This window comes from Paenibacillus sp. 1_12 (assembly GCF_900114475.1).
Lineage (GTDB): Bacteria > Bacillota > Bacilli > Paenibacillales > NBRC-103111 > Paenibacillus_S.
Map to the genome: position 1 here is coordinate 63,460 of NZ_FOTE01000012.1, position 24,950 is coordinate 88,409.

The following is a 24,950-nucleotide window of genomic DNA, read 5'->3' on the forward strand; positions in this document are numbered from 1 at the left end:
TACTTCTGCCTTTACACGTTGAGATCCAAAAACATATAATGAGCATCCCCGACAGGACAAGAAAAGGTTTGCATCAGTCTTGCTGTATCGAGATCAGTATACACCTGAGACAGCATGCCTTGACGCTGGCTGTTCATCCGCATCATATTGGGAATAAAGTACGGGCGCCAAATCCAGTTCGAACCCTGGAATTGCGCGTCCCGCTGCCACCCATCATCCGCATGTCTAGTATAATTGGACGACACCTGCGATCCGTCTTCACGGCAAATATAGATTCGCACCACATTCTCATTTACATTCGTAAGCAGGCTGCCGATCATCGCATCCGCATCATTTGCTGACGAAATCCTCACATCAGAATTCACCAGATCATTCAGACTTTCCTGTACGGCAAACAGCTCACGATATCGTGTGATTTCGTGCTCGGTATAGATCCGTATTTCTTCCTTTAACAGCATCTCGTAAGCGTCAGTGGACTGAAAATAAGCACGTGCTTCAGAAAACAAAAAGCCTTGTACGTATCTGGCGCCAGCCTTTAAAGAATGATATAGATCCTGCTTCGTTTCCACGCCTTCAATGAGCAGTGAAGAACCCATTTGTGACGACAAAATGGAAAATGAATTTAATAACGCTTTGTATCCGTCATGCAGACCGCTTTTTTTCAACAGCTTTAAATCGATCTTCAAAATATTCGGTTTAAAGGAGGCAATCCTGTCATAGTTGCTGTAGCCACTTCCAATATCATCAATCGCAATCCGACAGCCACGCTGACGATACACATCGATAATTTCCGACAACTCATCGAGCTTTCCGTGAAATTCTTCCTCTGTCACCTCGATCACCAGACGTGATGGATCCAAGCCGTACTTCTCGACTAGCTGTAGGGTAGGAAGAATGCCTGATTGCTTATATATTTGATAAATCCAGGATGGCTTTAAATTAATAAATAACAAAGATTCCCCTTCCGATTGGGCTAATGTAGATATCGCTTTTTCCCGAAGCAGCCGATCTATCCGTAAATGGGCTTCTTCATTGATAGCAGGGTCTTGGAAAAAAGCGCCCAAGCTGTGTACGGTTCCCGCTTGAACTGTACGTCCGAGTGCTTCATAGCCGATGATTTTTTTGGTTTGCAGGGAAAGAATGGGCTGAAAAAATGGCCTAAGCTCATTTTCTTTTAGTATTTGAGAATTAATTTGCAGCAACACCATTCACCTCCTACTGCCTGATGTGTTAGTTAGTTAATTGTAGGCAGATTGACAAATCAGCAATTCTTTATTGCTGATTTCTTTAGTTCGCCTACAAAATGATAGCCGCTCACATAGGAATAAGCGGCGTATCCGTGTATCTTGTATACAAATCCATTTGTTCGCTATTTGCGCCGAGTTTCTGTAAGACGAAATTGATTAACCAGCTGCTGCAGGAAATCAGTAATAACCTCCACGTAGTTCGATGTATGCCGAACATTGACAATATCCGTCAACAGCTCCTGCACCTTACCTTCAACTTCGGTCGAAATTTTGCGATTTTCCATACTCACAAGGGCAATCTTTTCCATCAGACCTACAACTTCCTCAACCACCTGTGTTTTTTGCTCATCCTCTGCATTTGCCCCACTCAATATTTGCGAAGCTGCCGCGACAAGCTGCGCACCTTCTTCCACAACCAGCGTGCCTTCTTCCATGGAGGCAAAAGCTTCCTTCGCATTTTTGTAAATGAGCTGAACCGTTTCATTAATCTCTTCTGTAGATTGGCGCGTTCGATCTGCCAGCTTGCGAATTTCCCCAGCTACAACCGCAAAACCCTTGCCATGCTCTCCCACTCTTGCTGCTTCAATAGAAGCATTTAGCGACAGCAGATTGGTTTGGCTGGATATTTCCTCTATCACCTGAAGAACGCTGCGAATTTGCTGTGTCGTTTCCATGAAGGTAACAATCGTTCGGTTCGTTTCTGCTACTTTATTTGAAATTTGGCCCATTTTTTCGCCAATTCGTTCTACTTCTGTATGGGCAACGGTAATTTGCGCTGACGCCTTCAGCTCCAGTGCCTGGAGCGTTCCCCGCATATCCCCCACAACGTCCTTGGCAATATCGATATCCTTCAGCTGGCGTCGAATGCTGCGAATCATGTCATGAATAATCCCGCTCATTCGTTCGGTAGAGCCTTCCGTACTTACAGTCGATTGATGCAGCACCTGCTGGCTCGACAGCACCTCCGTGGCCGCGTGCTTCACCTGCAGCATGATTCCCTCCAGTGAGTCGATCATGTTATTAATCCACATCGCCAGCTCCTTGGTCTCATCGTGGGCGAATTGTCTATGGTCGATCCGCTGTGTGAGATCCCCCTTACCCTCTGCGTTGATTCGAATAAATTGGCTAATTTTTTGCAAATTATCAACGACTGGACTCGCCGCTTTTGTATGCAGCGTTGCCATGACTACAAAGCTGTACAACAAATTAAAAATACCCATAATACCCGCTGCGGCCAGCGGCGACATCTGCCCGAATAACAGGGATATCAATACTGTCGATATAGCTGCATATGCAAGGAGCAGCGGCACCTGCAGACGTATCATTTTCCAACGAACACTGCGAATTCGGTATACTTCCTCCAAATCACCTTCGCACATCATCCCCCACACATCCGGACAATGCGGGAGCTGAAAGGTCACCCCTTTTCCTATGACAGCGATATGCCGATAATCGGAATAACCAGGGAAAGCTACGAATACATGGCTTCCATTGGCGATCGTGTTGGCTACTCCAGGATGCAGCTTGCCAGTAGCCGGGTCCGTAAATATTAGTTCCAGCTCCGTATGTTCCTTAACCGAAACGGTACCCCAATCAGTCGTCACACCGTCCTTCAAGTTCTCTCCATGTGTAAACGTACGGTCTTCAAAACGGCTGCGAGACAGCGCTGTACCCGGAGCAACCCGTTTGTTCAAATCAGGACGAGCCATGAATATGTAATTATCGCCCGAATCAGGATACACATGTCCCGATTCCCGCTGTATAAGATCGCCGATTACATCGTTGGGGACCCTCCCACAGAGCGCACCCTTCCAAATACCATCTTTGATAATAGGAATGATATACAAAAGCGTCATTTTATCATGAAAAGCTGAGGTGCTGGGGCCAATCTCCAAGGTCAATGGGTCGGCAAACGGTCCATATAAACATTTATTTCCTTTATTCGTATATTCGAGGCCTGCCGAAATCACACTTCCTGCACCATATCGGACACCTATATGTGAGGAATATGACGACAAAATAACTGTTGATTGCTCATCGAGCAGAAAAATTTCAGATAAATCCATCGCTCTGCTGCGAGCAGCCGCAAACAGCTTATTCATAGATAAGTTCCATTGCTCCACAGATTTGGCTCGATTCTCAGCTATCAATTCCATTTGCTCCAACAACCGTTCCAGATGAGACCAATATTCAACCGTCCAGCTTGTCAACAGCTCTTTACGAGTGTGAGCTATGCCTTCAAATATATCCTCCACATCCGCTTTCAATTCGCGATTCAACCGGTATGACCACCAAAGCGGCAATCCGTTCTTAAACCCTAACCAATCAAACATAAGCCTCACCCCCACCCTTTGATATCTACACCCTTTATATGTTAGATATTATAACACAATCAATGGATTGATGTGAGTCCTATTTCCTATTTTCGACCATATTTATAATTAACTCATGCGTATTGTTAGGTATTCTTCCTCAATCAGAATCTGAACGAGATCTATTATGCTAATAATGTATAATATACGACTTATTACACAAAAAAAGTACCCTCTCCATAGGAAAGGGCACTTCTGACATCATTGAAAACCTAACGTTGAAAGGAAGACTTTGAAACCCTGCAGTCCTGCTTCATCACGCTTATAAACCCCTGCATCCCGCAGCACTGAGGCAAATTTGTCACCGACTGCAGTTTGCAGCACCTGCCTAGCCGCATTTATTTGGAGGACGGCTCCATGAACGTCCAGCAATTCACGAATCCAGGCACAATGTTTATGCAACAAATGCTCTGGATTTCCAGTAATCTGTTCATCGAAGGCGAGCTCTCCTGTCAGCAGCTGTTCCAACAATGCCAGTTCATCCTGCAAACGACCCGGCAGTACAGCGAGCCCCATCACCTCGATTAACCCGATATTTTCTTTTTTGACATGATGAAGCTCCCTGTGAGGATGGAAAATTCCATCCGGATGCTCCTCACTGGTTCGGTTATTGCGCAGCACCAGGTCAAGCTCATATTCGTTGCGCTCATTATTCCGTGCGATTGGCGTCACCGTATTATGTGGAGTCGGGTTATCCGATAGTTCATCTGCTGTAAAAGCGATAATGTCATGATCCGGATCGCTGTATGCCTTCCATCCGTTCAGAATGGTATCCGCCAGCTTCAGCAGCAGCAGCTTGTTATGACCGGATATGCGGATTACCGACATCGGCCATTTTACGATGCCCAGTCGTACATTCGGGTATTCGGGATGTGTGAAGCTGTGCTCGACTGGCGCTTTTTCCATCGCGAATCGATGTCTTCCCCCCTGAAAATGATCATGGTTCAGAATCGAACCTCCAACAATGGGCAAATCGGCATTGGAACCAATAAAATAATGCGGAAATTGCTCAATAAAATCGAAAAGTCGGTAGAAGGTTGCCTTCGACATTTTCATTGGCCGGTGCTCTTGATCAAATATAATGCTGTGCTCATTGTAATATACATAAGGCGAGTACTGCAGGTACCAAGGGTCACCATCGAGCTTGAGTGGAATGACGCGCAAATTTTGACGGGCTGGATGATTCAGCCTTCCCGGATAGCCGACATTATCAATACAAAGCAGACACATCGGATAATCACTTTGCGGTACATTTTTGAGCATCGCGATTTCCTTCGGGTCCTTCTCCGGCTTCGATAAGTTAATCGTAATTTCCAGATCCCCATATTCAGTAGGCGACAACCAATATTGATTGCGGGCTATGCGGTCCACTCGAATATAGTTGGAATCGATACACTGTTTATAAAAAACGTCCGTCGCCTGCTGCACGCTGTCCAACTTGGCCGTTTTCCAGAAGGCACCTGCCACTTGCGACTGGCGCGGCATTAGAAAACCCATAATACGAGCATCCAGCAGATCCCGCAGCGTCGTGTTGTTATCCTGTAAAATTCCTGAAGCAGCCGCATAATCCAGCAGCGGCTCCAGCAGCTCCACGACATTGGCGCTCGTTGGCGGCTCTACCTCATCGCTGTATGGCTCATCAAGACGAAGCAGCTCTAATAGTGAATTCCTTGCCGCATAACAGTCGAGCGGCTCCAGCAACTGCTGCCGGACGCCGAAGAGAAGCAGCTGTTCCACCGCATATGCTGCCGCTTGACGGTCTTGTTCAGTGGCTTTCTTTTGTTGTATCTGTTCTCCCACCGCTTATTTCCTCCTATCCCTTTCAGGACGACATTATTTCGCGTAGCCGCCTGGATGGCTTTGATGCCAAGTCCATGCTGTTGCAATAATCTGCTCCAGTTGATCGTGCTTCGGCGTCCATCCAAGCTCAGCCCGCGCACGCTCTGATGAGGCTACCAGAGTAGCCGGATCACCGGCACGACGCGCTTCTACCACAGCCGGAATCGGGTGACCGGTCACTTGACGCGCAATATCGATCACTTCCTTAACCGAGAAGCCTTTGCCATTACCTAAATTGTATACACTGCTGTCGCCGCCCTTGCGCAGCTTTTCTACCGCCAAAATATGGGCGTCAGCCAAATCAGTTACGTGAATGTAATCACGGACACATGTACCATCGGAGGTAGTGTAATCCTCACCAAAAATCGAAATATGCGGACGCTGCCCCAAAGCTACCTGCAAAATAATAGGAATCAGATGCGTCTCCGGCGCATGGTCTTCACCGATACGGCCGCTCGCATGAGCACCTGCCGCGTTGAAATAGCGCAGTGACACATATTTAATCTGATGGGCGGTATCGAACCAACGCATCATTTTTTCCATAGCCAGCTTGGTCTCGCCATATGCATTAGTCGGCAGTGTACGGTCGCTTTCGAGAATAGGTACATTTTCCGGCTCTCCGTAGGTCGCTGCTGTTGAGGAGAACACGATTTTTTTGACGCCGTATTCGTTCATCTTCTCCAGCAGACATAAAGTGCCGAACACATTATTTTGGTAATATTTAGCCGGGTTCTGCATGCTTTCACCCACTAAAGAATGTGCGGCGAAATGAATAACGGCCTCGATCTGATTTTCCTTGAATACGGTATCCATAAACGCCGCATCACGGATGTCTCCTTCACACAGCTTGCCGCCCAGCACCGCTTCACGGTGTCCCTGCTGCAAATTGTCTACCACGACTACCTCTTCGCCCCTCGCCAGCAGCTCAGCTACAGCATGGGAACCGATGTAGCCAGCTCCGCCTGTTACTAATATCGCCATTGTAGTTCCTCCTTTATATTTATGTGAAAATATTTGTTTGCTAACACCAAATGTGTGATGAATGAGGGCGGATGCATATGTGACACTACGCACACGAAGTATTCCTATGATCGCTTCGCTACTCCAGAAGAGTCCGCTATCTCCGCTTGGACTTTATGTTTCTTTTGTTCATCATATATAGTCTTTACTCTGTTATTTCCTTCACACCGTCGCCAATCGTACATACATAGAATTCGGCGGTCAGACCTGTTTTTTCCTTGTAGTTAGCACCCACTTGGTCAATGAAGGTGTCTACACTATCCTCATGCACAAGTGAGACTGTACATCCGCCAAAGCCTGCTCCAGTCATTCTTGAACCGAGTACACCCGGCACCTCCAATGCTTCCTCAACCATCGTATCCAGCTCCAGACCGGTGACTTCATACAGATCGCGAAGCGAATTGTGGGAACCGATCATCAGTTGGCCAAAGGCTGCCAGATCACCCTTTTCCAGCACTTTCATAGATTCCAAAACACGATGAATTTCTTCAACAACATGCTGCGCACGTCTGCGTACGGTTTCGTCGGTAATCAAGTGCTGGTATTCATTGAACTGCTCTAGCGTCAGTTGACCCAACAGCGTCAGCTCCGGAAACTGACCTTGCAGATCTGCAACCGCCTGCTCGCATTGAGAGCGTCTTTCGTTATACGCAGAATCGACAAGTCCTCGTTTTTTGTTCGTATTGCCGATAACCAGCTTATATGCTCCACTGTCAAACGGCACATGCTTATACTCCAGCGTATCGCACATCAACAGAATGGCATGATCCTGTTTACCCATGGCCACGGCAAATTGATCCATAATGCCACAGTTTACGCCCATAAATTGATTTTCCGATCTCTGGGACAAAAGCGCGATCTTTACTTTATCTGTGGGTTGATCCTCTAATGTTAACAGCGCATAAGCCGTAACTACCTCAATCGAGGCCGATGAGGAAAGTCCTGAGCCATTGGGAATTGCACCGCTATATAAGATATCGTAGCCGCCAATCTGTACGCCCTGCTGCTGCAATTGGTCGATGATCCCCTTCGGATAGTTGATCCAGTCGTCCGCCTTGTCGAATGCAATACCTTGAATGGAAATATGTTTGTGCAGAGGGAAATTGGTTGAAGCAAAACCGATCTGTCCATCCTGCCTTTTACGCGCCAACATCATCGTTCCGAAGGTAAGCGCAGCGGGGAAAACGTAACCGCCGTTATAATCCGTATGCTCGCCAATGAGATTGACCCGGCCTGGAGCATGAAAAATTCGGATAGCCTCTTGATCGTCTTCACCGAATTTTTCAATAAATATACGTTTCAAAGCTTGTAAGTCTGCCATCTTTACACCGCCTGTTTCATAATGGGTAATGGTTGGTTCACTGCTGCCTGCTACCTTTTTAGTATACGTCTGTACTTTCTTTTTCACTATGGAGGGATGTTAGTAGGGCATGGAAAAATGTTAGATTTTTGTGTTTGATAATGCTTTGGAGGATATTATATTGTAAAATGAAAACATAGCAGACATCTTCCTGCAGGAGACCGGTGCAAATCTAGAATTGCTGTGAATGAGGATCGAAGCTGCGAGCCCTATTGACTACTTGTAAGCGTCCAAGTCCAGGAAGGGAGAGGTACGCGCATGACCAGCGAAATCAAACGAACAGAGAGCTATTATGTTGTCTCCAATCCTCAGCCTTCCGAACAGGCGGATTTGGCTGTGCTGTTCACTGGCAGCAGTCAAACCAGGTCCGGGCATAAGCCCGGACCTAAGGTCGTTGACTATTACCTGCTGCATTATATCCAATCAGGTCGTGGTACTTATACATGTCAGGGCCATACGTACCAGCTGGGACAGGGCGACAGCTTTCTGATTGAGCCTGGGAAGCTGATCAGCTACGTCGCTGATGAAGCAGATCCTTGGTATTACCGCTGGCTGGCCTTTGAAGGCAGACAGGCCGCTCATTTACTTGAGAGCATTGGACTGTCCTCACAGCAGCCCGTTGTCCATACAGGAAATAAACGCCATATTGCCGTCATCTATCATCAAGTACAAACTGCTTTTCAAGCGCGGGTGGCACATGCCGGACTTAAAGCCGTTGGATATCTTCATCTGCTGCTGGCTGAATATGCACAGGCTTTGCAGCCCAAGCAGCCAAACGACCTTCACTTAACCGACAACGGTGAGCAGATTGCGCAGCAGGCGCTTCACTACTTATCCAGCCAATATGCGGAACCGATTACCATCGAGCTGATGGCCGAGACACTCGGCTACAACCGAGCCTATTTGTCTACATTGTTCAAGAAGCATACAGGACTTACACCGGTCACTTTTTTGCTGAGGTTGCGAATTGACAAAGCGCGTCTGCTGCTGCGCGAGCGCAAGGAACTCACCGTCGAGCAGATTGCATCCTCTGTCGGCTTCCATGACCCGCTCTATTTCTCCAAGCAATTCAAGCGGCTGTACGGCATGTCTCCAACTGATTACAGAGATGCTATGAAACGTCTATAGCCTGATGAGAAGCTAAGATCAAATTCCAATCCAGCTTATGATGGATTCCCGAGGGATTGGGTGTCCTTAGGCGCAGCCTCTTTCAGAGGCAGTTCCAGACAAATGAGCGCTCCTTGTCCAGACAAGCTCTCCGCCCATATGCTTCCCCCGTGAAATTCGACGATTTCCTTAGCAATCGCAAGCCCTAATCCGCTGCCACCTGCTGCGGAATTGCGTGACTTGTCTTTTTTGTAAAATCGATCAAACACATATGGCAAATCGTCCGGTTCTATTCCACTTCCCGTATCCTGAACCTTGATCATGAGGGTACGCTCATCCTCCTGAAGCAGCACCTGAATCAAGCCTCCCGCCGACGTATGCTTAATAGCGTTATGCACCAGGTTCGTAAATACTTGATCCATCCGATTCATATCGATCATCATCGCTTTATCTGAGTCCTCAGGCGGTGCTGTGGTGCTGGGCAGGAACTCAAATTGCAGACCCGCATTATGGACCTCTACCACATATCGTTCACTAAAATAAGCGATAAACTGCTTGATAGTCAGCTCCTGCATATAAAAGTCAATTTGTCGCGCCTCTAGCTTGGAAAGCTGGAACAAATCGGCTATCAGGCGATTCAAGCCCATAATCCGACTCAAAATGAGCTTCAAGTACTTGTCCTGCTGCTCCGTTCCAACCACAACACGATCGATCAACGCCTCCACATAGCCTTGAATGAGCGTCATTGGCGTGCCCAGATCATGTGAAATGTTACTCAATAGATGGCGTCGCGATGTTTCGAGCCTTGCCAGATCTTCATTCGTTTTGGCCAAGGTAAGATTAGACTGCTCCAGTTCCGTTGTACGCTCTTTAATCCGGTACTCCAGCCGCATGTTCAGATCGCGAAGCTCACGGGATAAGGTTTCCACCGAAGCAAACGCCTGAACCGACTTCATACTTATCACAAATGAGGCCAAAAAAATAACACAGAACAGCCCCCATGGTGAAAGACCCCTGAAGCCGATCCATCGATCATACTCAGCCGCGTCAATCGCTGCCAAGATCATATAGATGATAACTCCCGACAAAATGAGCAGTGCACCCTCTCTTTTTGCCGCAAATGCTCTCATTAAAGTAATGATCAGACTCACACACACAGCAGCGTTCAACCATTGATAGATCATAAGCATAGAGGTAAAAATCCATGGAGGCGCCAGCAGCGTAGCTGCAGTAAAGACCGCGCAGCTAAAGAGGGTGATTTGCACAATAGTCCGGCTGGTCTCCTTGCGGTATAAAGAATAACAAAATACGAGTGCGGCAGCCGTACCCAAATAAAAGCACACATATTCCATACGAATGCTAGTCACCCAATTCAGACGGGGAAACAGCTTAAACATCGCTCCTTCTCCCACCAGCATCGCGCGAACACCAACCAACAAACAAAACAATCCCAAATATAAGGGGCTTTTTTCCTTCATACGAATCAAGAATAGACCCAAATTGTAAAATCCCATTAGGAGTAAACTGCCGACCAACAGCATGTCCACGCCCATAAGCCAATCATGATGGGATACCATCTGCTTAGCTTCACCTAACAAAAGTTCATTCTCGATTCCGCCATAACGATGATCAAAGTTTGAAACCTGCATCACGATATCCAGCTTCTCAGCGCCTGCCTGCGGAAAAAGCACAAGCTGCGGGTAATTAACCGGAACTGACGTATCGCGGTCTTGGCCTACCCTACCGCCATTAGCCACGAATTGCCCATTGATCCACATTCGATAAGCTGTGCGAATCATCGGCAGCTCTACGGCAAGCACACGCGATGACGGAGCCAGTTGTACCTGCAGATGGAAGGTTGCATATCCCATCCCCGATATTCGCTCTCCATCGATCTCTTGACCATTCCAAGCTTGCGGAAGCCCTATCCAGTGCCTTGGACGTTCCTGGTCTTGCATGTCGGCAATTTGTGCTGGAATTAGAAGCTGCGCCCAATAAAATTCCCATTGTCCATTTAACGCAGCGATCCCGTTGCTGCCAAAATTCCAGTCACGCAAATTTTGTACCCCTTGAACCGCTTCCCATCCACTGAGAGGTCTCGGAGACGATACAGGCTGATCAGCCTCACAACCGCTTATACTTAATAAAAGGATGGCATACAGGACAAGAATCCATATATAATGAAGATAATATTTGGAAATCCATACCACCTACTTTCCGTAAATTTGAAAACCACAGGAGAGCAGCTTCGACACTCACAAGGAGGATCTTATGGCAGGAGAAAAAATCTTACTCGTCGATGACGAGCCAGAAATCGTTGACTTGATTCAAATGTATCTAGTCAAAGAGGGCTACAAGGTGCAAAGCACACACAATGGCCCAAGCGTGTTTGAATATATGGAGCAGTTTGCTCCCGATCTGATCATATTGGATATTTTGCTTCCTGGCATAGATGGTATTGAGATTTGTCGGCAGCTGCGCCAGACAACCAACGTCCCTATTGTATTCATCTCCTGCAAAAAAGAAGATGCCGACATCATCCTCGGTCTTGGCACCGGTGGCGACGACTATATGACCAAACCCTTCAGCCCCAGCCAGCTGGTAGCCCGAGTCAAAGCCCATCTGCGCCGTAAGCAGCTGTCAGATGAGCAAAAAGAGCATTCACAACAGTTAAGCTTTCCTGGCCTTGAAATTGACCTGTTGACTCGCAATGTGTGGGCAAGCGGGACACTCACCTCGATCTCATCCAAAGAATTCGATCTGTTGACACTGCTAGCCAAAAGGCCGAACAAAGTTATCCCGACTGAGCAGCTTTACCAAAAAACTTGGGGCATGGACAGCAACGGAGATACCCGTACACTGCTTGTACATATCAGCAATCTTCGCAAGAAAATCGAACCTAACCCGGCTGAGCCTACTTACGTACAAACCGTGCGCGGCGTTGGTTATAAATTCAATAGCAATTTGTAAATCACACGGCTATATAAACGGGCTTACTCCATGAATAGATCTGCTATTACAAGATAGAGATCTATTTTCGGTCGTAGGCGATTCGCTGCTGCAGTTCATCCATTTCCTGCTTCGTCAGGTCACGCCATTTTCCAACCTCAATTCCTTCAAGCAAAATGTTCATAATCCGTACACGTTTCAATTTTCTGACCTCATAGCCCAATGCCGAGCACATCCGGCGAATTTGCCTATTCAATCCCTGCTTGAGTATAATCCGGAAGGTCCTTGGCTCAATCTGGACGATAGAGCAGGGATTCGTCATTGTCCCCAAAATCCTCACGCCACTAGCCATCCCCTGAAGGAACATCGAGCTGATCGGCTTGTCAACGGTTACGATATACTCTTTTTCGTTGTCATTTTCTGCGCGCAAAATTTTGTTGACGATATCTCCATCATTCGTAAGCAAAATCAGGCCCTCCGAATCCTTATCCAATCGGCCAATTGGAAAAATCCGTTCCGAATGCCCGACAAAATCGACGATATTGCCCTTAATATGCAGCTCTGTCGTACACGTAATCCCTACCGGCTTGTTCAAAGCGATATAGACTGGCGGTTTTTTGGCAAGCACCGGTCGCCCGTCCACACATACCTGATCACCCTCTTGAACCTGACTCCCCAGCTCAGCCAGCTTGCCGTTAATGGTGACACGCTGCTCCTCAACCAATTTGTCCACGGCACGACGCGAACAGAAACCCGTTTCACTAATAAATTTATTAATTCTCATCTATGTCACTCCACTTGTCAATAAACTCCATCTATTATACCATGTCCCTCTCTCCGAGCAATAAACACCTATAGCTAAGGAACTTTGGATCAGATCACTTTAACATGGCAGTCTTGAATGCGCTGTAACGTGCCGAAAAAGCATGCTTACTGCGAATAACTTAGTAACGGCAACTAAACTGGAAGCCCTGAAGCGAAATATAAACCGACGATTAGTATTAAACAGAATGCGGGGGAACGTTATGCAACCATTATCGACACAGGAACGGAAGAAGCCTACGCCTGTCCTTCTACCTTCACGCTGGCGGCGAATCGGCCTATGGATCACGGGCTGTATGTTATTGGGAGGATTGCTCGCAGTAGGTGCTGGGGCGGTGTGGGTGAGCACCCTCGATATTAGCAAGCTTGAGCACCCACTTCCCGAGCCTACACTGATTATGGATCGAAACGCCCAGCCCGCTTCTCAACTATCCTCATCTCGCATTGAGCCTGTACCGCTTATGCAAATCCCGTTAGAGCTGCGCAATGCGGTAATTGCAGTAGAGGATCGACGCTTCTATGAGCATTCCGGTGTTGATTTATGGTCAATCACCCGAGCGTTATGGCGCGATCTTCGAACTGGGGAGATGAAGGAGGGCGGCAGTACGCTGACCCAGCAGCTGGCCAAAAACCTGTTCCTGCAATCGGATAAAACGGTCAGCCGTAAATTGAAGGAAGCCGCTTATGCGCTTAAAATCAATATGACTTACAGCAAAGATGAAATTTTGGAGCTGTATTTGAATAGCATTTATTTCGGTGAGGGGCGCTGGGGCGTTCAGGGTGCCGCTCAAGAGTATTTTGCTAAGCCGGTCAGCCAACTAAATCTGGTGGAATCGGCCTTGCTGGCTGCGCTGCCAAAAGCACCTACAACCTACTCACCTGCAAAAAACAAGGACAAAGCTCTCGAGCGCCGCAATCTTGTGCTTTCTCTCATGAAGGAACAGCAATTTATTACAACTGCGGCTTACACGCAAGCCATCGCAAAGCCTATTGTACTTCAACAACAAAATGAAGAATCATTAAAGGGCAAATATCCCTCTTATGTGGATTACGTCATCGAAGAGGCCGCTGAGCTGTATGGATTTACGGAAGAACAAATCCTGACGTCAGGCTTGCGTATTTATACAGATCTCGATCCCTTGGTCCAGCAAACGACAGAAGAGGTGTACGGCCTGCAATCCTTGTTCCCTGAAAGCAGGACGGACCAAATGATACAGAGCGGCGCCGTTATTATGGATCATCGGACGGGTGGTATCCGCGCTCTGATCGGGACCCGCGGGCCGCAGATATACCGCGGTTTTAATCATGCCACCCAGCTGCGGCGCCAGCCGGGCTCGTCCTTCAAGCCACTGGCTGTATATGGCCCCGCCCTCGAGCGCGGCTATTCATGGAGCTCCGCCCTCTACGATGGGAAGCTGGATATTGGCGGTTACCGCCCCAAGGACTGGGACGGACAAACACGCGGACAGGTTACATTGAAGGAGGCCATTTTGCGTTCGTGGAACATTCCAGCCGTATGGCTGCTGAACGAAATCGGCATCGAGGCCGGATTGGACTTTGTAAGAAGAGCCGGCATTCCGCTAACAGCGGCCGACCGCAGCTTAAGCTTGGCCCTCGGTGGCTTGTCCGAGGGCGTATCACCTCTGCAGATGGCGCAGGCCTACGGCGGCATCGCCAATCTCGGCGTGATGCAGAAGGCTCACGCCATCTTGAAGATTACGACCAAGGAGGGGCGCACCTTGGTCGAGGCTGTGCCGCATTCGACCGTATTGACGCGGCCGAATGTGGCCTATGACCTGACTTTACTGCTGCAGGAGGCAGTCAAGTCAGGAACCGGCACGGCCGCCGCAATCGGGCGGCCCGCAGCGGGCAAGACGGGCACCACGCAGCTGCCCGACACGCCGGAGTTCAGCGGCATCGGCGCAAATGGCGCCAAGGACGCTTGGTTCGTAGGCTTCACGCCGGAGCTGACAACGGCGATCTGGCTTGGCTATGATCAAACAGACCGCGATCATTATCTGGTCACATCGGGAGGAGCTGTGCCTGCCACGCTGTTCAATCGGATCATGAGCAGGGTGCTGCGCGATGTGCCTGTTACTCCTTTTCCGATTCCGAGCGCATCACGCAATCAGCCTGCTGCACAAGCATCACGGTAGTGACTTCTCAATCGTGTAGACAGCCTCTTCTATCGATATCAGGCTCTCAGACATTGCCCGCATATCCTTTAAACGAACTTGACCTTGGGCTGCCTCATCATCACCTATCAAAATGACGTACCGGGTTCCTTTGGATGCTGCGGATGTGAGCGACTTTTTCAGCTTACGCCCACTGGCATCCACTCGTGTGCGAATCCCTGCGGACCGCAGCTTAGCAGCTGCTTTCAATGCAAGAGATGTTTGTTCCTTTCCTATAGGCAGGACGAGTACATAACCAAGAGCTGTTGGCATCTCCCTTTCCAGCAGCAGCTCCATAATCGATTCCATGCCGAAAGAGAGACCGACAGCCGGATAACGAAGATCATCCCTGCCCACAAGGTGTCCGATAATATCATCGTAACGCCCGCCTCCGCCGAGGCTGGACCCAAACAAACCCGTTTCATCAAAAATCTCATACACCGTGCCTGTATAAAAGGATAGACCCCGCGATAAAAAAGGGTCAAATCGGCAAACAAGCCCCAATCCGGTCTCATCAATAAGTGCTTGAAGCACAGCAGCTTCCTCAGCACCACGACTGGCCCCAAGGTCAAATTTTACGGTTAGCTGCTCCAAAGTCGGGTTGTCCATACTTATTAGCCCGATGATGTTACGCGTGACCCCGGCATCCAATCCTTTACTGTTTAGCTCTGCTTGCACCCCGTCCCGACCTATCTTGGCGATTTTATCCAATGTTAGCATCACCGACAATTCATCTGCAGCAGCCACACCCAGACAAGCCAGCAGCTCTCTTAGAAACTGCCGATTGTTCCAAGAAATTACGACATCCATACCTAACTGCCGAAACACCGTTGACGCAAGCTGCATCAACTCCGCTTCTGCCTCCGGACCCTGAATACCAACTACGTCTGCATCACACTGGATAAACTCTCGCAGTCGCCCCCGTTTGACGGGACCATCTCGGAATACTTTGCCGATCTCGTACCTCTTAAAAGGGAGCTCAAGCCCTGGATTCAAGGCTACGACCTTGGCAAATGGAATGGTGAGATCATAGCGGAGCCCCAGCTGCCGATTACCCTGATCGCTCAATTGATACATTTCTTTGAGGATCTCTTCTCCTCCCGCATATTTGGATGCCAGCAGCTCCTGTTCGTTTAAAATAGGGGTTTCTATCGAATCGAAGTCATACAGCTCGAAGTTAACTTCAATCACCGACTGCACTTTTTTGCGGAGTGCCTGCTCAGCCCCCACATAGTCAAATGTTCCTTTTACGTTTTGCATACATGATCACATCTCCTTAGTTCTTGTATGGAAAAGAAAACAAAAAAACGCGCAGGACCTCTGGTCCCGCGCGCCTTGTATGTCGCAGGGAGGCCAACGCGATTAGCGTTAGCCCTCCCTGTTATCGTAACAGGAGTGCTAACGCTGCTTGTAATGATGAAGTTGTGAGATCCAGCATGTTGTATACATAGACATAGGTATTCTCTCCTTCAACGTGTTGAAACTGATTATAGCGGAGTCGATAAATTTATGCAACTGTAAACAAATAGGTATGGTCGGCTGCCATAAGGCTCGTCTTCGTGATTACCTTCTCCCAAATCAATACATTGCAGGAACATCTTTTCTGGCTTCAGTCATTGTCTGCAGTCAGAAAAAGTGCTCCTGCTCGGTTTACCTGGTTATCTTTTCAAGCTATTCTGATGAGTTGTACTTTATTTACTGTTTATTGTCCACTTTCTTCATTACGTTACCCGCTTGGCTTACTCGGCCAGCACCAACCGCGATACTGGCAGCTGGATCGATATTTTTGATAATCCCCTTCAACCTCATCACATCCAAGAAATGGACGGTATACATCAGAAATTGGGGAGGTCGTGTGGTTGGCTCCCACATCGGTTTAGCGCCAGTCCCTTGAGCTGGGCTTACACTGCTTACTTTCAGCTCTACAGGGTCATCGATCTTACGGAAACGGAGCTGGATTGCCCTTTCAATATCTTCACCGCAGCTGCTCATGATGCATAGCGTTCGGTAAGGAAGCAGCCCATGGATGCCACGAATCGAGACATGCAGCATTTCAAACGCCAGTATATAGGCAATAATGGAGTACATCGCCTGCTGCCACCCGAATATGAATCCCGCTGCTGTTAAGATGCTGCAGTTCATCATCATGATCACGTTCTCTGGGGATAACAACCCGCGATGTCTTGCTAAATATCTTTCGTTCATTTCAAGAGTATCCAAGGTGCCCCCATAGCGGACAACCATACCGATGCCTAACCCTAAACACACACCACCGCATACCGCAGCCGACAGGCTGTTATCCAACAATGCCGGTACAGGATGGAGAAAGATCGAGCTTAGCGAAAGTACAACGATCCCAAGAAGAGTCATTATCGTAAACTCCAAACGGATATGACGGTAAGCAATAACAATGAATGGCAAATTAAATAGGAACAATAGTAACCCAATCCGCATTTCCGTCATATGGGACAAAAGCGCCGAAATCCCTGTCATGCCTCCAACGACGATTTGATTCGGTATCAGGAAAAGCTCCAATCCAATAGCGGCCAGAATACCTCCCAGGATCACAATCAGGATATGAGTCCCTCTGTGGCGAGATCTCGCGGCCTTACCACTAGCAGCAAACTGTACATGGTTGATCGCAGCACGTAACATGTTTAGTTCCTCCTCTTTCACTTTGAAATCCAAGCCTTGACAGCCGGTTCCGAGCTAGCGTTTCAGAACATAAATTTACATAGCTTAATCCTGGACTACCGTACTAATTTTCTTTTTGGGCCTCTCCTTGAATTTAAATATTTTGTCGAGGAACTTATAAATATGCTTGCTCTCTTTGGACAGTAACGGCCCTAAAATCGCCATAATGAGTACGTAAAGTGCCGCGAAGGATTGGAGAACCGGCATTAATCCGCCTGCTTTGGCCAAATTAGCCATGATGATTGAGAACTCTCCACGTCCCATAATCGTGAATCCAATATTCAGCGAGGCTTTAACGGACAGCCCCGCATTCATCCCGGCCAGCATCCCCGCAGTGAAATTACCTATCAAGGTGATCAGCACCGCGGCAAGCGACAGCCAGATGGCCCCACCTAATGCCATTGGATCGATCGTTAATCCGAAGCTGAAGAAGAAAATGGCACCGAAGAAATCCCGGAAGGGCATGATCAGGTGTTCAATCCGTTTGGCGTGGTCGGTCTCTGCCATAACAAGCCCGATTAATAGCGCTCCAATGGCTTCAGCGACGTGAATCGTCTCAGAGAAGCCCGCGACCAGAAACAGCATGGAAAAGATCACCAAGCCGAACAACTCATTGGACCTAATATTCAGCACACGATTCAAAAGCGGAACCGCTTTGCGTCCGACAAACAAAACAAGGAGCATGAAACCCAGTGCAATCGCAGCTGTCAGCAGTACCCCTCCAAAGCTGGAGGAATTACTCAGCACCAGACCTGACAGGATGGAAATATAAACGGCAAGGAATACATCCTCGAACATCGTAATGCCCAGTACCATTTCCGTCTCGGGGTTAGCTGTCCGCTTCAGATCAACCAGTACCTTGGCCACAATAGCACTCGACGAAATCGTCGTAATCCCGGCAATGACAAGCACCTCCGCCCACGGGTATCCGGCAATCCAACCCAGCATCAGGCCAAGTATAAAATTGATCCCGATATAAATCGATCCGCCCTTCACAATCGATTTCCCTGATTTGATCAGACGCCCCACTGAAAATTCAAGGCCCAGATAAAACAGCAGAAACAGAACGCCAATCCGGCCCATGAATTCAATTAACGGTGCGCTTTGAATAAAGCGGAAGTCAAAATGCCACAGCTCCAGCGCATGGGGACCAACCGCCATTCCGATCAGAATGTAAAAGGGAATAACCGAAAAGCGCAAACGGGCTGATAACAGACCCGCCATCGCTATGAGTGCAATCGCAAGACCTACTTCGAGTATCATATGATCCATATATCAACCACTTCCATTCAATAAAATTTGTTTGATAAGTCTTTGCTGCTGTCTTTCTCCGACCACGACGAGCGTAGCTTCGTTCTGAATAACGAGCTCTGGACCGGGGCTTACGTGTTTCGTATGATTTTTCTCAATGACTGCAATAATCATCGCACCCGATTTTTGGCGTACATCCAAGCCTCCAATAGATTGGCCAATACTTTTGTAATGAGATTCGATTTTGTACCATTCAATAATCAGCTCGTCAAAAGCCATTTCAACCGTCTCCAGCATTTTCGGGGTATAAGTCATACCTCCTACAATAGCCGCTACTTGCCTGGCTTCGTCATCATCTAGAGTGATTGTGGAGATCGTTTCGTCGGGATCATCGTGTTCAAAATGATACATTTCCCGCCTTCCATCATCATGAATAATAACGACTAGCTTTTCCCCGCCACGTGTATGAATTTCAAACTTTCTACCTATTCCTGGTAAATTAGATTCTTTAACGTTCATGCTTGGATTACCTCCTGTTTTTCATACCTTTTGATAAACAACCCAAATAACCTCCGAAAAACCTTTCTTTTTTTCGGAATATTTGAACTTCATTCATTTTGGCAATAGCAAATAGAGCTCAGAAATATCGAACGTACGTTCTAATTTAAGCACAACAAATACACTATGAACAAAGGTCGAAAATTTTAGACGGCAAATGAGGTATTTACGGACACAAAAGTGGAGGTGAATCTAATGGGGGTCATAAACAAACGTTTCAGCAATATAAAAATGTAGGGTTTAAAGTTCAAACGGGGTATAGGAATTCGATTCAAAATAAGGTGAAGAACTACAAATAAAATCGGGAGGGATTTCGATGTAACCATAAGCTTATGCAAAAGCGAAGAATGCTTTCGGGTGGCCAGCTTGGGTTTATTCCCCTGATTAGATGCTGCTGTTTCGGGAATGGACTCATACGTTGTATATTCTTCATGCAGGCTTGTTGGGGGGGACATCATTAAAGCAAAAGCCAATACGATATATCTCAATAATCGTGCTGCTCTATAAACATTGATCATCATATCCCCCCTCATCTATATACTGTTACAATTCCGATTACTATTAGTGTACCATATTTCGCTGGTCATCTCAAACCGCTTGCAGAAAAAATAACTGACCAAAGGCCGATACTTGTCCCATTGTATACATTCTTGAACAGCGGTTGTATCGCGTGTTGTCCAGCAATTATGTATTTTTAAATGCAAGAAAAAGGGCGGAAGTCCGCCCTCGCCCTTTTCATGCTACTCTTGAGTTTTTGCTTCAACGGGAGTACGGTTTCCGTGTCCTTTCTCGATTTGAGCTTTCAGCTCATCCACAGTGATCCCTTTTTCATCGGCTTGCTTTTCCAGCTTCGCTTGACGTTCTTGCTCCAACTGAGCCTTCAGCTCATCGACTGTGATCCCCTTCTCAGCAGCCAGCTTCTCCAAACTTTGACCGCCTCCAAATCCACCTGGGAATCCGCCTTTGCCTCCGTTCTTGTTAGCTCCCTTGGCTCCATGCTCCTGCTCCGTTTGTGCTTTTAGCTCGTCCACAGTGATGCCTTTCTCCGCTGCCTGTTTCTCCAGCTTCGCTTGGTGCTCCTGCTCGAATTGAGCCTTCAGCTCATCGACTGTAATCCCCTTCTCAGCAGCCAGCTTCTCTAAACTTTGACCGCCTCCAAATCCACCTGGGAATCCGCCTTTGCCTCCGTCCCTATTATCGCCTCTAGCAGCGCGCTCCTGTTCCATTTGTGCCTTCAACTCATCAACCGTGATGCCCTTCTCTGCTGCCAGCTTCTCAAGCTTCGCTTGACGCTCCTGCTCGAATTGCGCCTTCAATGCATCAACTGTAATCCCCTTCTCAGCAGCCAGCTTCTCCAAATCCTGACCGCCTCCAAATCCACCTGGGAATCCGCCTTTGCCTCCGTTCTTGTTAGCTCCCTTGGCTCCACGCTCCTGCTCCATTTGTGCCTTCAGCTCGTCCACAGTGATGCCTTTCTCAGCCGCCAGCTTTTCCAGCTTCGCTTGACGCTCCTGCTCCATTTGCGCCTTCAATGCATCAACTGTGATTCCCTTCTCTGCTGCTTGCTTCTCCAAGCTTGCACCGCCTCGGAATCCACCTTTATTGACATCTTCTTTGTTCACTGTATATGGCTTGGCTACTCCTGGATTCGTATTCGTTGTTGTCAAATCAGCTGCAAACGCTGAACCCATTGCGCTCAATGCCAGCATTGCTCCAAGAGTTGTTGCGACCCATTTTTTGTTAAGTTTCATCGTATATTCCTCCATAAGTTTGTATTTGTTGTTTACAAGATCATCTTACCGCGCCTACCTGAATTCACCCTGAGTGAAAACTGTGAGTTTCCTGAAATTGCATTACATTCATAAAATCGCGTTTTCGCACATAAAAAACCTCCAATCGCACATCGCAGAAACTGCGCAGGATTGAAGGCTTTGTTCTATCTCTTGTTGTTATCGTAATCTCGTTCAACGTTCTTGTTATTATCTTTTCCTTTATTATAATCCTTGCCTTTTGCTTTCTCTTTGTCCTTGAATTTTTCGTTTTCTTTATCTTTTTCGTTGTCCCTGTCGTCCTCTTTACCCTGGTCTGACAGGAGTGGTTTAGCCTTGCCGGAAGCAGTTGATGAGATTTGCTTCCACTTCACTTCCAGCTTCCAATCGACCTTATCATCCTTCACCTGAAACTGCTCAGCAATTTTTTTCTTTAAAAGCACTTCAAAAGCTGGCTGCTGCTGAGGCAGGCCTTTAACTAGCTGTTGTATGAAAGCCTCAGCCGAAGTACCGGTTAAATGAATGCCTGAAAGATCCTTGCCCTGGATCATCACATCGTTAGCTTTTCCCGATGGTTCTCCACCCTGATGTTTGACTCGGAGACTCAAACCACGACTTTTCCATTCGATCGACAGTTTGTCCAGGGAAGCTTCATTGTCCTTCGAGGTTCCCGCGGTATTTGCCGGCCCTTTCATCGCATCCACAACTGACGGTGTTAGGCTCCCGCTTGTCGCACCTGCCACTGTTGATATTGCCCCACTACTCGAATCCGGATTGACAGCTACGTTCGGGGGCACAGTGGATTCAGCAGCAGGTGGAGGTACCACACCCGCACTCCCATCTACTCCCGTCACAGCACCAGCTGTTCCTGTTGTTCCTGCCGATGATTGCGAGGCTGCAAATTGCTGTGAGGTTGCCTTGATATATGCCGCCTGCTCCTTGCCATTCAATATGATCTCTAACCCGTCTCCAGCTTGAAGCTGTTCGACTGCGGACTTTTCCATATTCCGGTATACCCAGACCGTGGAAGATAAAGGATATACGGTTTCATTTCCCCCGACTGTGACTACCAGCTTTTTGCCCCCAGTCTCCAGCCGAACAAAATTGCCCTTGGTTTCTTGTGAAACCTCTGCTGACGCCTCTTGTCCGCCCCAAGCCGTGAATCCATAAATGACCAGCGCCATGCCTAAGCAGGCAGCCATGACCCATGTTATTTTTCTCATCGTTATCCTCCTAGGAGTGTCGCATCATTTACGACGCATGCTTCATCTTGTATCCCCTGTTTTGGTGTACTATAAGATTCGCATCGAGATGGGAATTTTAGGGTCATGACCTATACTAAAGCCTTGGTTGTTCAGCAGCTAATCCTTAATCTACAGCTTCCCAGCGGTGAGCAAAAGCTTGCAGCTTCGGATGCAGGGACTCAGACGAGGCGTGCTTCAAATCGATGCAGAGCCGCAGCTTTTTAATCCAGAACTCGAAGCTATCAAAGCCCGCCACCGTATTCGCCATATCTACCGTCAAATAAACAAAGTAAGGCCCCGCATACTTCTCCTCCAAAAATCGAAACGCCGTATCCATCGGGGTATACTTTTTGCGGCGTCCCTCCCAGCGATCAATCACCGTATCCACAGGCAGCTCAATGTTCTCCAGCAGCTCCTCCAGCTCATCCGCCCTGCGGTAAAATGCTGTGGCTCCCGGCTCGCCCATGCGACGCAACGTTTCTTCATGCAGTGGATAAAACACCAGCTTCTTCATTTCCTTACGCGCAGCCAAGCTTATCGTACGCACAAGCTGCTGAGCGCTGCAATCGGCAAAGCTATCATAAACCCACATCGTACCACGCGGACCTTGCCTCTCTTTCTCCGGCTCATAGCCGAATGGCACAATACTTGGCTGTTTGACCATCATGATTCCTCCTGATCGTGTTCACTTTAGGATCGCTTAATTCCTAAACATTCGTCTTAGTAGTTTATAGCAGCTGTAAAAAAACCGCTACCTTAAGCATCCCCCATGATACGCCAATCCACAAGCTTGGCCTGCAAGGACATAGCTCTTGCGGGACTGGATGAAGGCAAAGTATGATAGCGGATGTTCGTACCGATCTCCCGCTCCAGCAGCTGTGGGAGCACCTGCTTGCGATACAGCTGTTCAGCCGCCTTCCCATTAAAAAACACCCGCTCTAGAGACGGATATTCGTTCAGCAGCAGGATAAAATCATTGGCCTCCGGCTTCCGTATGTCCGCATCAAGACTGCCTTCCCGTTCACAGCCTGCTAGTACATCCCACAGCCCTACGCCCTGCTTTAGCGCAAAATTCAACCGATCCCTGTAAGCAGCTGCGGGCGCCCTACCCTCAGCCCAAATCGCATACAGCAGCGGCCAAAAGTGATTGCGCGGATGCCCATAATACTCCTGCTTGCTCAAGGATACCACCCCAGGCATCGAGCCCAGAATCAGCATACGGCAAGATGCATCTATAACAGGCGGTAGCCCCTGCAGCCGAGACTCCTCTTGATCTGTTGTATCCATATCAGGACCTCCCCACGTGATGGCTGCCAGTTCATTGGCTCAGACTCCCAAACAAGATACTTTCTGCTTTTACCCACTACAGAGTTAGAGCCAAGCTCGCTTCCTGCATGTCCACGGCTTAGGCTTATACTTCCGTATTCGCTTAAGTTATGCTTCAAGCCCTTTGGAACGCGCCCGCTTTATCGGCAAATTGAGCAGCAAGATCCCACCGATAAACATCCCGGCCCCGCACAAGATATACAACGTAATCCGATCATAAAAAAATAAATATGACCACATTATGGTAAATAAAATACTGCTGTTGCTGACCAGTATGGCAATGGTGAAGCTTACCCGCTTCATCGCCTGAGCGAACCAGTTAAAGCTTAATCCTGTTATTAGACCTAATCCAATTAAGGCTATGATTCCCCACATGTTAATCGGTCCTGTCATATGCGTTTGAAAAGGCAGTGGTATCGCCATGAGCACAGAGCACCAGAAAAAGACCGAAAAATTCATTTTTCCTGCATCCATGGACTGAATCAGCATTTTTTGACTGAGCACATGAAGCGCACTTCCCACGGCTGATAATACATACAATACCGTAACCAGCCCATTACTCGTTAGCATCTCGCCTATCGGCAATCCATTCCAGCTTATCGTCACTACCCCGGCTACACACAAGCCCGCAGCTATCCATCCGCGTCCTGACACATATTCCTTGAATACAAAAGCCGATATGAGCAGCAGCAGAACGGTTTGCAGCGGCCCCACCAATATATTTCCGTAAGAAGAACCAATCGATAGCGCTATATTCTCAAAATAATAATTGCAGCATTTGCCGATCACGCCAATCCAAATCCATTTCATTCCGGTATCCAAGCTTAGTCTGCGATGCTTCAGCAGCAGCAAAATACCCAAAAAGACAATGCCAATCCCGAAGCGTGCAAAAGTAATCGTCGTACTGTCTACCATTGCAGACGCTGTTTTTACCAAAATCCCTACAAAGCTCCATGACAGTGTAGCCAATATAAGCAAAAAATACCCCATGATGTCATCCGATCCTTAATTATTTATATACAGCCTCGTCCAAGGAGGCTTATATATTGTAGTATAGCTGTATTCGAGAATAACACGGCTTTGTCGGCTTTGTATACGCGTATATTTGGAGACATCTGGCGAACGCTTCTGACTGTTTCAAAAAAAATTAAATAAAAAGTGATCCAAATCCCGACTTTATACGATTACTATTCAAAGCCAGCATGAGCAACGCGTCCA

The 24,950-nt window shown here is 47.8% G+C and carries 19 protein-coding genes; 3 read left to right on the forward strand and 16 right to left on the reverse strand.

All coding sequences use genetic code 11. The features are described 5' to 3' along the window. Nucleotides 1–11: 11 nt before the first annotated feature. The 5 genes from BM210_RS23320 to BM210_RS23340 all read right to left on the reverse strand — a co-directional run bounded on the left by BM210_RS23320 (nucleotide 12) and on the right by BM210_RS23340 (nucleotide 7,799). Nucleotides 12–1,202 (reverse strand): EAL domain-containing protein, encoded by a 1,191-nt coding sequence (locus BM210_RS23320; protein ID WP_177237963.1) that lies wholly within the window; start codon nucleotides 1,200–1,202, stop codon nucleotides 12–14. Between the two features lie 167 nt (nucleotides 1,203–1,369). Beyond that, on the reverse strand, nucleotides 1,370–3,580 hold the full coding sequence (locus BM210_RS23325) for a methyl-accepting chemotaxis protein (RefSeq protein ID WP_091174102.1): 2,211 nt from the start codon (nucleotides 3,578–3,580) through the stop codon (nucleotides 1,370–1,372). A 240-nt stretch (nucleotides 3,581–3,820) separates the two neighbouring features. Next, nucleotides 3,821–5,419 (reverse strand): UDP-glucose--hexose-1-phosphate uridylyltransferase, encoded by a 1,599-nt coding sequence (locus BM210_RS23330; protein WP_091174105.1) that lies wholly within the window; start codon nucleotides 5,417–5,419, stop codon nucleotides 3,821–3,823. A gap of 33 nt (nucleotides 5,420–5,452) precedes the next feature. Further along, entirely contained in the window at nucleotides 5,453–6,439 is a 987-nt protein-coding gene (gene galE, locus BM210_RS23335) for a UDP-glucose 4-epimerase GalE (protein ID WP_091174107.1), read from the reverse strand. Between the two features lie 184 nt (nucleotides 6,440–6,623). After that, nucleotides 6,624–7,799 carry a galactokinase gene (locus tag BM210_RS23340; protein WP_091174109.1) on the reverse strand — a complete coding sequence of 392 codons (1,176 nt, stop codon included), beginning with the start codon at nucleotides 7,797–7,799 and terminating at the stop codon, nucleotides 6,624–6,626. A gap of 297 nt (nucleotides 7,800–8,096) precedes the next feature. Here BM210_RS23340 and BM210_RS23345 point away from each other — a divergent pair, with 297 nt between their 5' ends. Then, a complete protein-coding gene (locus BM210_RS23345) occupies nucleotides 8,097–8,966 on the forward strand; it encodes an AraC family transcriptional regulator (protein ID WP_091174112.1) in 870 nt (289 codons plus the stop codon). Nucleotides 8,967–9,001: 35 nt separating this feature from the next. Here the strand turns inward: BM210_RS23345 and BM210_RS23350 are convergent, their stop codons facing one another. After that, nucleotides 9,002–11,002, reverse strand: coding sequence for a sensor histidine kinase (locus BM210_RS23350; protein WP_256223958.1), 2,001 nt, complete (start codon nucleotides 11,000–11,002; stop codon nucleotides 9,002–9,004). A gap of 214 nt (nucleotides 11,003–11,216) precedes the next feature. Here BM210_RS23350 and BM210_RS23355 point away from each other — a divergent pair, with 214 nt between their 5' ends. Further along, nucleotides 11,217–11,915 carry a response regulator transcription factor gene (locus BM210_RS23355; RefSeq protein WP_091174114.1) on the forward strand — a complete coding sequence of 233 codons (699 nt, stop codon included), beginning with the start codon at nucleotides 11,217–11,219 and terminating at the stop codon, nucleotides 11,913–11,915. A gap of 61 nt (nucleotides 11,916–11,976) precedes the next feature. Here BM210_RS23355 and rluF read toward each other — a convergent pair whose 3' ends face one another. Beyond that, nucleotides 11,977–12,678: a 23S rRNA pseudouridine(2604) synthase RluF gene (rluF, locus tag BM210_RS23360; RefSeq protein ID WP_091174117.1), complete on the reverse strand. Its 702-nt coding sequence runs from the start codon at nucleotides 12,676–12,678 to the stop codon at nucleotides 11,977–11,979. Nucleotides 12,679–12,919: 241 nt separating this feature from the next. On the opposite strand from rluF, the gene BM210_RS23365 reads away from it, so the two are divergent. Beyond that, nucleotides 12,920–14,872, forward strand: a complete 1,953-nt coding sequence (locus BM210_RS23365) for a transglycosylase domain-containing protein (protein ID WP_256223959.1) — start codon at nucleotides 12,920–12,922, stop codon at nucleotides 14,870–14,872. On the opposite strand, the gene BM210_RS23370 is transcribed toward BM210_RS23365, so the two are convergent. From BM210_RS23370 to BM210_RS23415, 9 genes are all read right to left on the reverse strand, one after another. Continuing rightward, nucleotides 14,864–16,150 (reverse strand): histidine--tRNA ligase, encoded by a 1,287-nt coding sequence (locus tag BM210_RS23370; protein ID WP_091174121.1) that lies wholly within the window; start codon nucleotides 16,148–16,150, stop codon nucleotides 14,864–14,866. The genes BM210_RS23365 and BM210_RS23370 overlap by 9 nt on opposite strands. 435 nt (nucleotides 16,151–16,585) lie before the next feature. Continuing rightward, nucleotides 16,586–17,545, reverse strand: a complete 960-nt coding sequence (locus tag BM210_RS23375; protein ID WP_091174123.1) for a YitT family protein — start codon at nucleotides 17,543–17,545, stop codon at nucleotides 16,586–16,588. Between the two features lie 84 nt (nucleotides 17,546–17,629). Next, on the reverse strand, nucleotides 17,630–18,856 hold the full coding sequence (locus BM210_RS23380; protein ID WP_091174125.1) for a cation:proton antiporter: 1,227 nt from the start codon (nucleotides 18,854–18,856) through the stop codon (nucleotides 17,630–17,632). 3 nt (nucleotides 18,857–18,859) lie between these two features. Continuing rightward, nucleotides 18,860–19,354: a cation:proton antiporter regulatory subunit gene (locus BM210_RS23385; protein WP_091174127.1), complete on the reverse strand. Its 495-nt coding sequence runs from the start codon at nucleotides 19,352–19,354 to the stop codon at nucleotides 18,860–18,862. A gap of 779 nt (nucleotides 19,355–20,133) precedes the next feature. Continuing rightward, nucleotides 20,134–21,144, reverse strand: a complete 1,011-nt coding sequence (locus tag BM210_RS23395; protein ID WP_091174132.1) for a hypothetical protein — start codon at nucleotides 21,142–21,144, stop codon at nucleotides 20,134–20,136. A gap of 185 nt (nucleotides 21,145–21,329) precedes the next feature. Next, nucleotides 21,330–22,385 (reverse strand): hypothetical protein, encoded by a 1,056-nt coding sequence (locus tag BM210_RS23400; RefSeq protein ID WP_091174134.1) that lies wholly within the window; start codon nucleotides 22,383–22,385, stop codon nucleotides 21,330–21,332. A gap of 145 nt (nucleotides 22,386–22,530) precedes the next feature. Further along, nucleotides 22,531–23,073 carry a hypothetical protein gene (locus BM210_RS23405; RefSeq protein ID WP_256223962.1) on the reverse strand — a complete coding sequence of 181 codons (543 nt, stop codon included), beginning with the start codon at nucleotides 23,071–23,073 and terminating at the stop codon, nucleotides 22,531–22,533. A gap of 89 nt (nucleotides 23,074–23,162) precedes the next feature. Further along, entirely contained in the window at nucleotides 23,163–23,693 is a 531-nt protein-coding gene (locus tag BM210_RS23410; protein WP_091174138.1) for a DNA-deoxyinosine glycosylase, read from the reverse strand. A 147-nt stretch (nucleotides 23,694–23,840) separates the two neighbouring features. Next, on the reverse strand, nucleotides 23,841–24,722 hold the full coding sequence (locus tag BM210_RS23415; RefSeq protein WP_091174139.1) for a DMT family transporter: 882 nt from the start codon (nucleotides 24,720–24,722) through the stop codon (nucleotides 23,841–23,843). Nucleotides 24,723–24,950: the final 228 nt, after the last annotated feature.

Coding starts and splice junctions, on each gene's coding strand:
- BM210_RS23370 (WP_091174121.1), bottom strand. CDS start 16,150: ATGCAAAACGTAAAAGGAACATTTGACTATGTGGGGGCTGAGCAGGCA.
- BM210_RS23345 (WP_091174112.1), top strand. CDS start 8,097: ATGACCAGCGAAATCAAACGAACAGAGAGCTATTATGTTGTCTCCAAT.
- BM210_RS23365 (WP_256223959.1), top strand. CDS start 12,920: ATGCAACCATTATCGACACAGGAACGGAAGAAGCCTACGCCTGTCCTT.
- galE (WP_091174107.1), bottom strand. CDS start 6,439: ATGGCGATATTAGTAACAGGCGGAGCTGGCTACATCGGTTCCCATGCT.
- BM210_RS23375 (WP_091174123.1), bottom strand. CDS start 17,545: ATGTTACGTGCTGCGATCAACCATGTACAGTTTGCTGCTAGTGGTAAG.
- BM210_RS23410 (WP_091174138.1), bottom strand. CDS start 23,693: ATGGATACAACAGATCAAGAGGAGTCTCGGCTGCAGGGGCTACCGCCT.
- BM210_RS23400 (WP_091174134.1), bottom strand. CDS start 22,385: ATGAGAAAAATAACATGGGTCATGGCTGCCTGCTTAGGCATGGCGCTG.
- BM210_RS23405 (WP_256223962.1), bottom strand. CDS start 23,073: ATGATGGTCAAACAGCCAAGTATTGTGCCATTCGGCTATGAGCCGGAG.
- BM210_RS23415 (WP_091174139.1), bottom strand. CDS start 24,722: ATGGGGTATTTTTTGCTTATATTGGCTACACTGTCATGGAGCTTTGTA.
- BM210_RS23395 (WP_091174132.1), bottom strand. CDS start 21,144: ATGAAACTTAACAAAAAATGGGTCGCAACAACTCTTGGAGCAATGCTG.
- BM210_RS23355 (WP_091174114.1), top strand. CDS start 11,217: ATGGCAGGAGAAAAAATCTTACTCGTCGATGACGAGCCAGAAATCGTT.
- BM210_RS23325 (WP_091174102.1), bottom strand. CDS start 3,580: ATGTTTGATTGGTTAGGGTTTAAGAACGGATTGCCGCTTTGGTGGTCA.
- BM210_RS23340 (WP_091174109.1), bottom strand. CDS start 7,799: ATGGCAGACTTACAAGCTTTGAAACGTATATTTATTGAAAAATTCGGT.
- rluF (WP_091174117.1), bottom strand. CDS start 12,678: ATGAGAATTAATAAATTTATTAGTGAAACGGGTTTCTGTTCGCGTCGT.
- BM210_RS23380 (WP_091174125.1), bottom strand. CDS start 18,856: ATGGATCATATGATACTCGAAGTAGGTCTTGCGATTGCACTCATAGCG.
- BM210_RS23385 (WP_091174127.1), bottom strand. CDS start 19,354: ATGAACGTTAAAGAATCTAATTTACCAGGAATAGGTAGAAAGTTTGAA.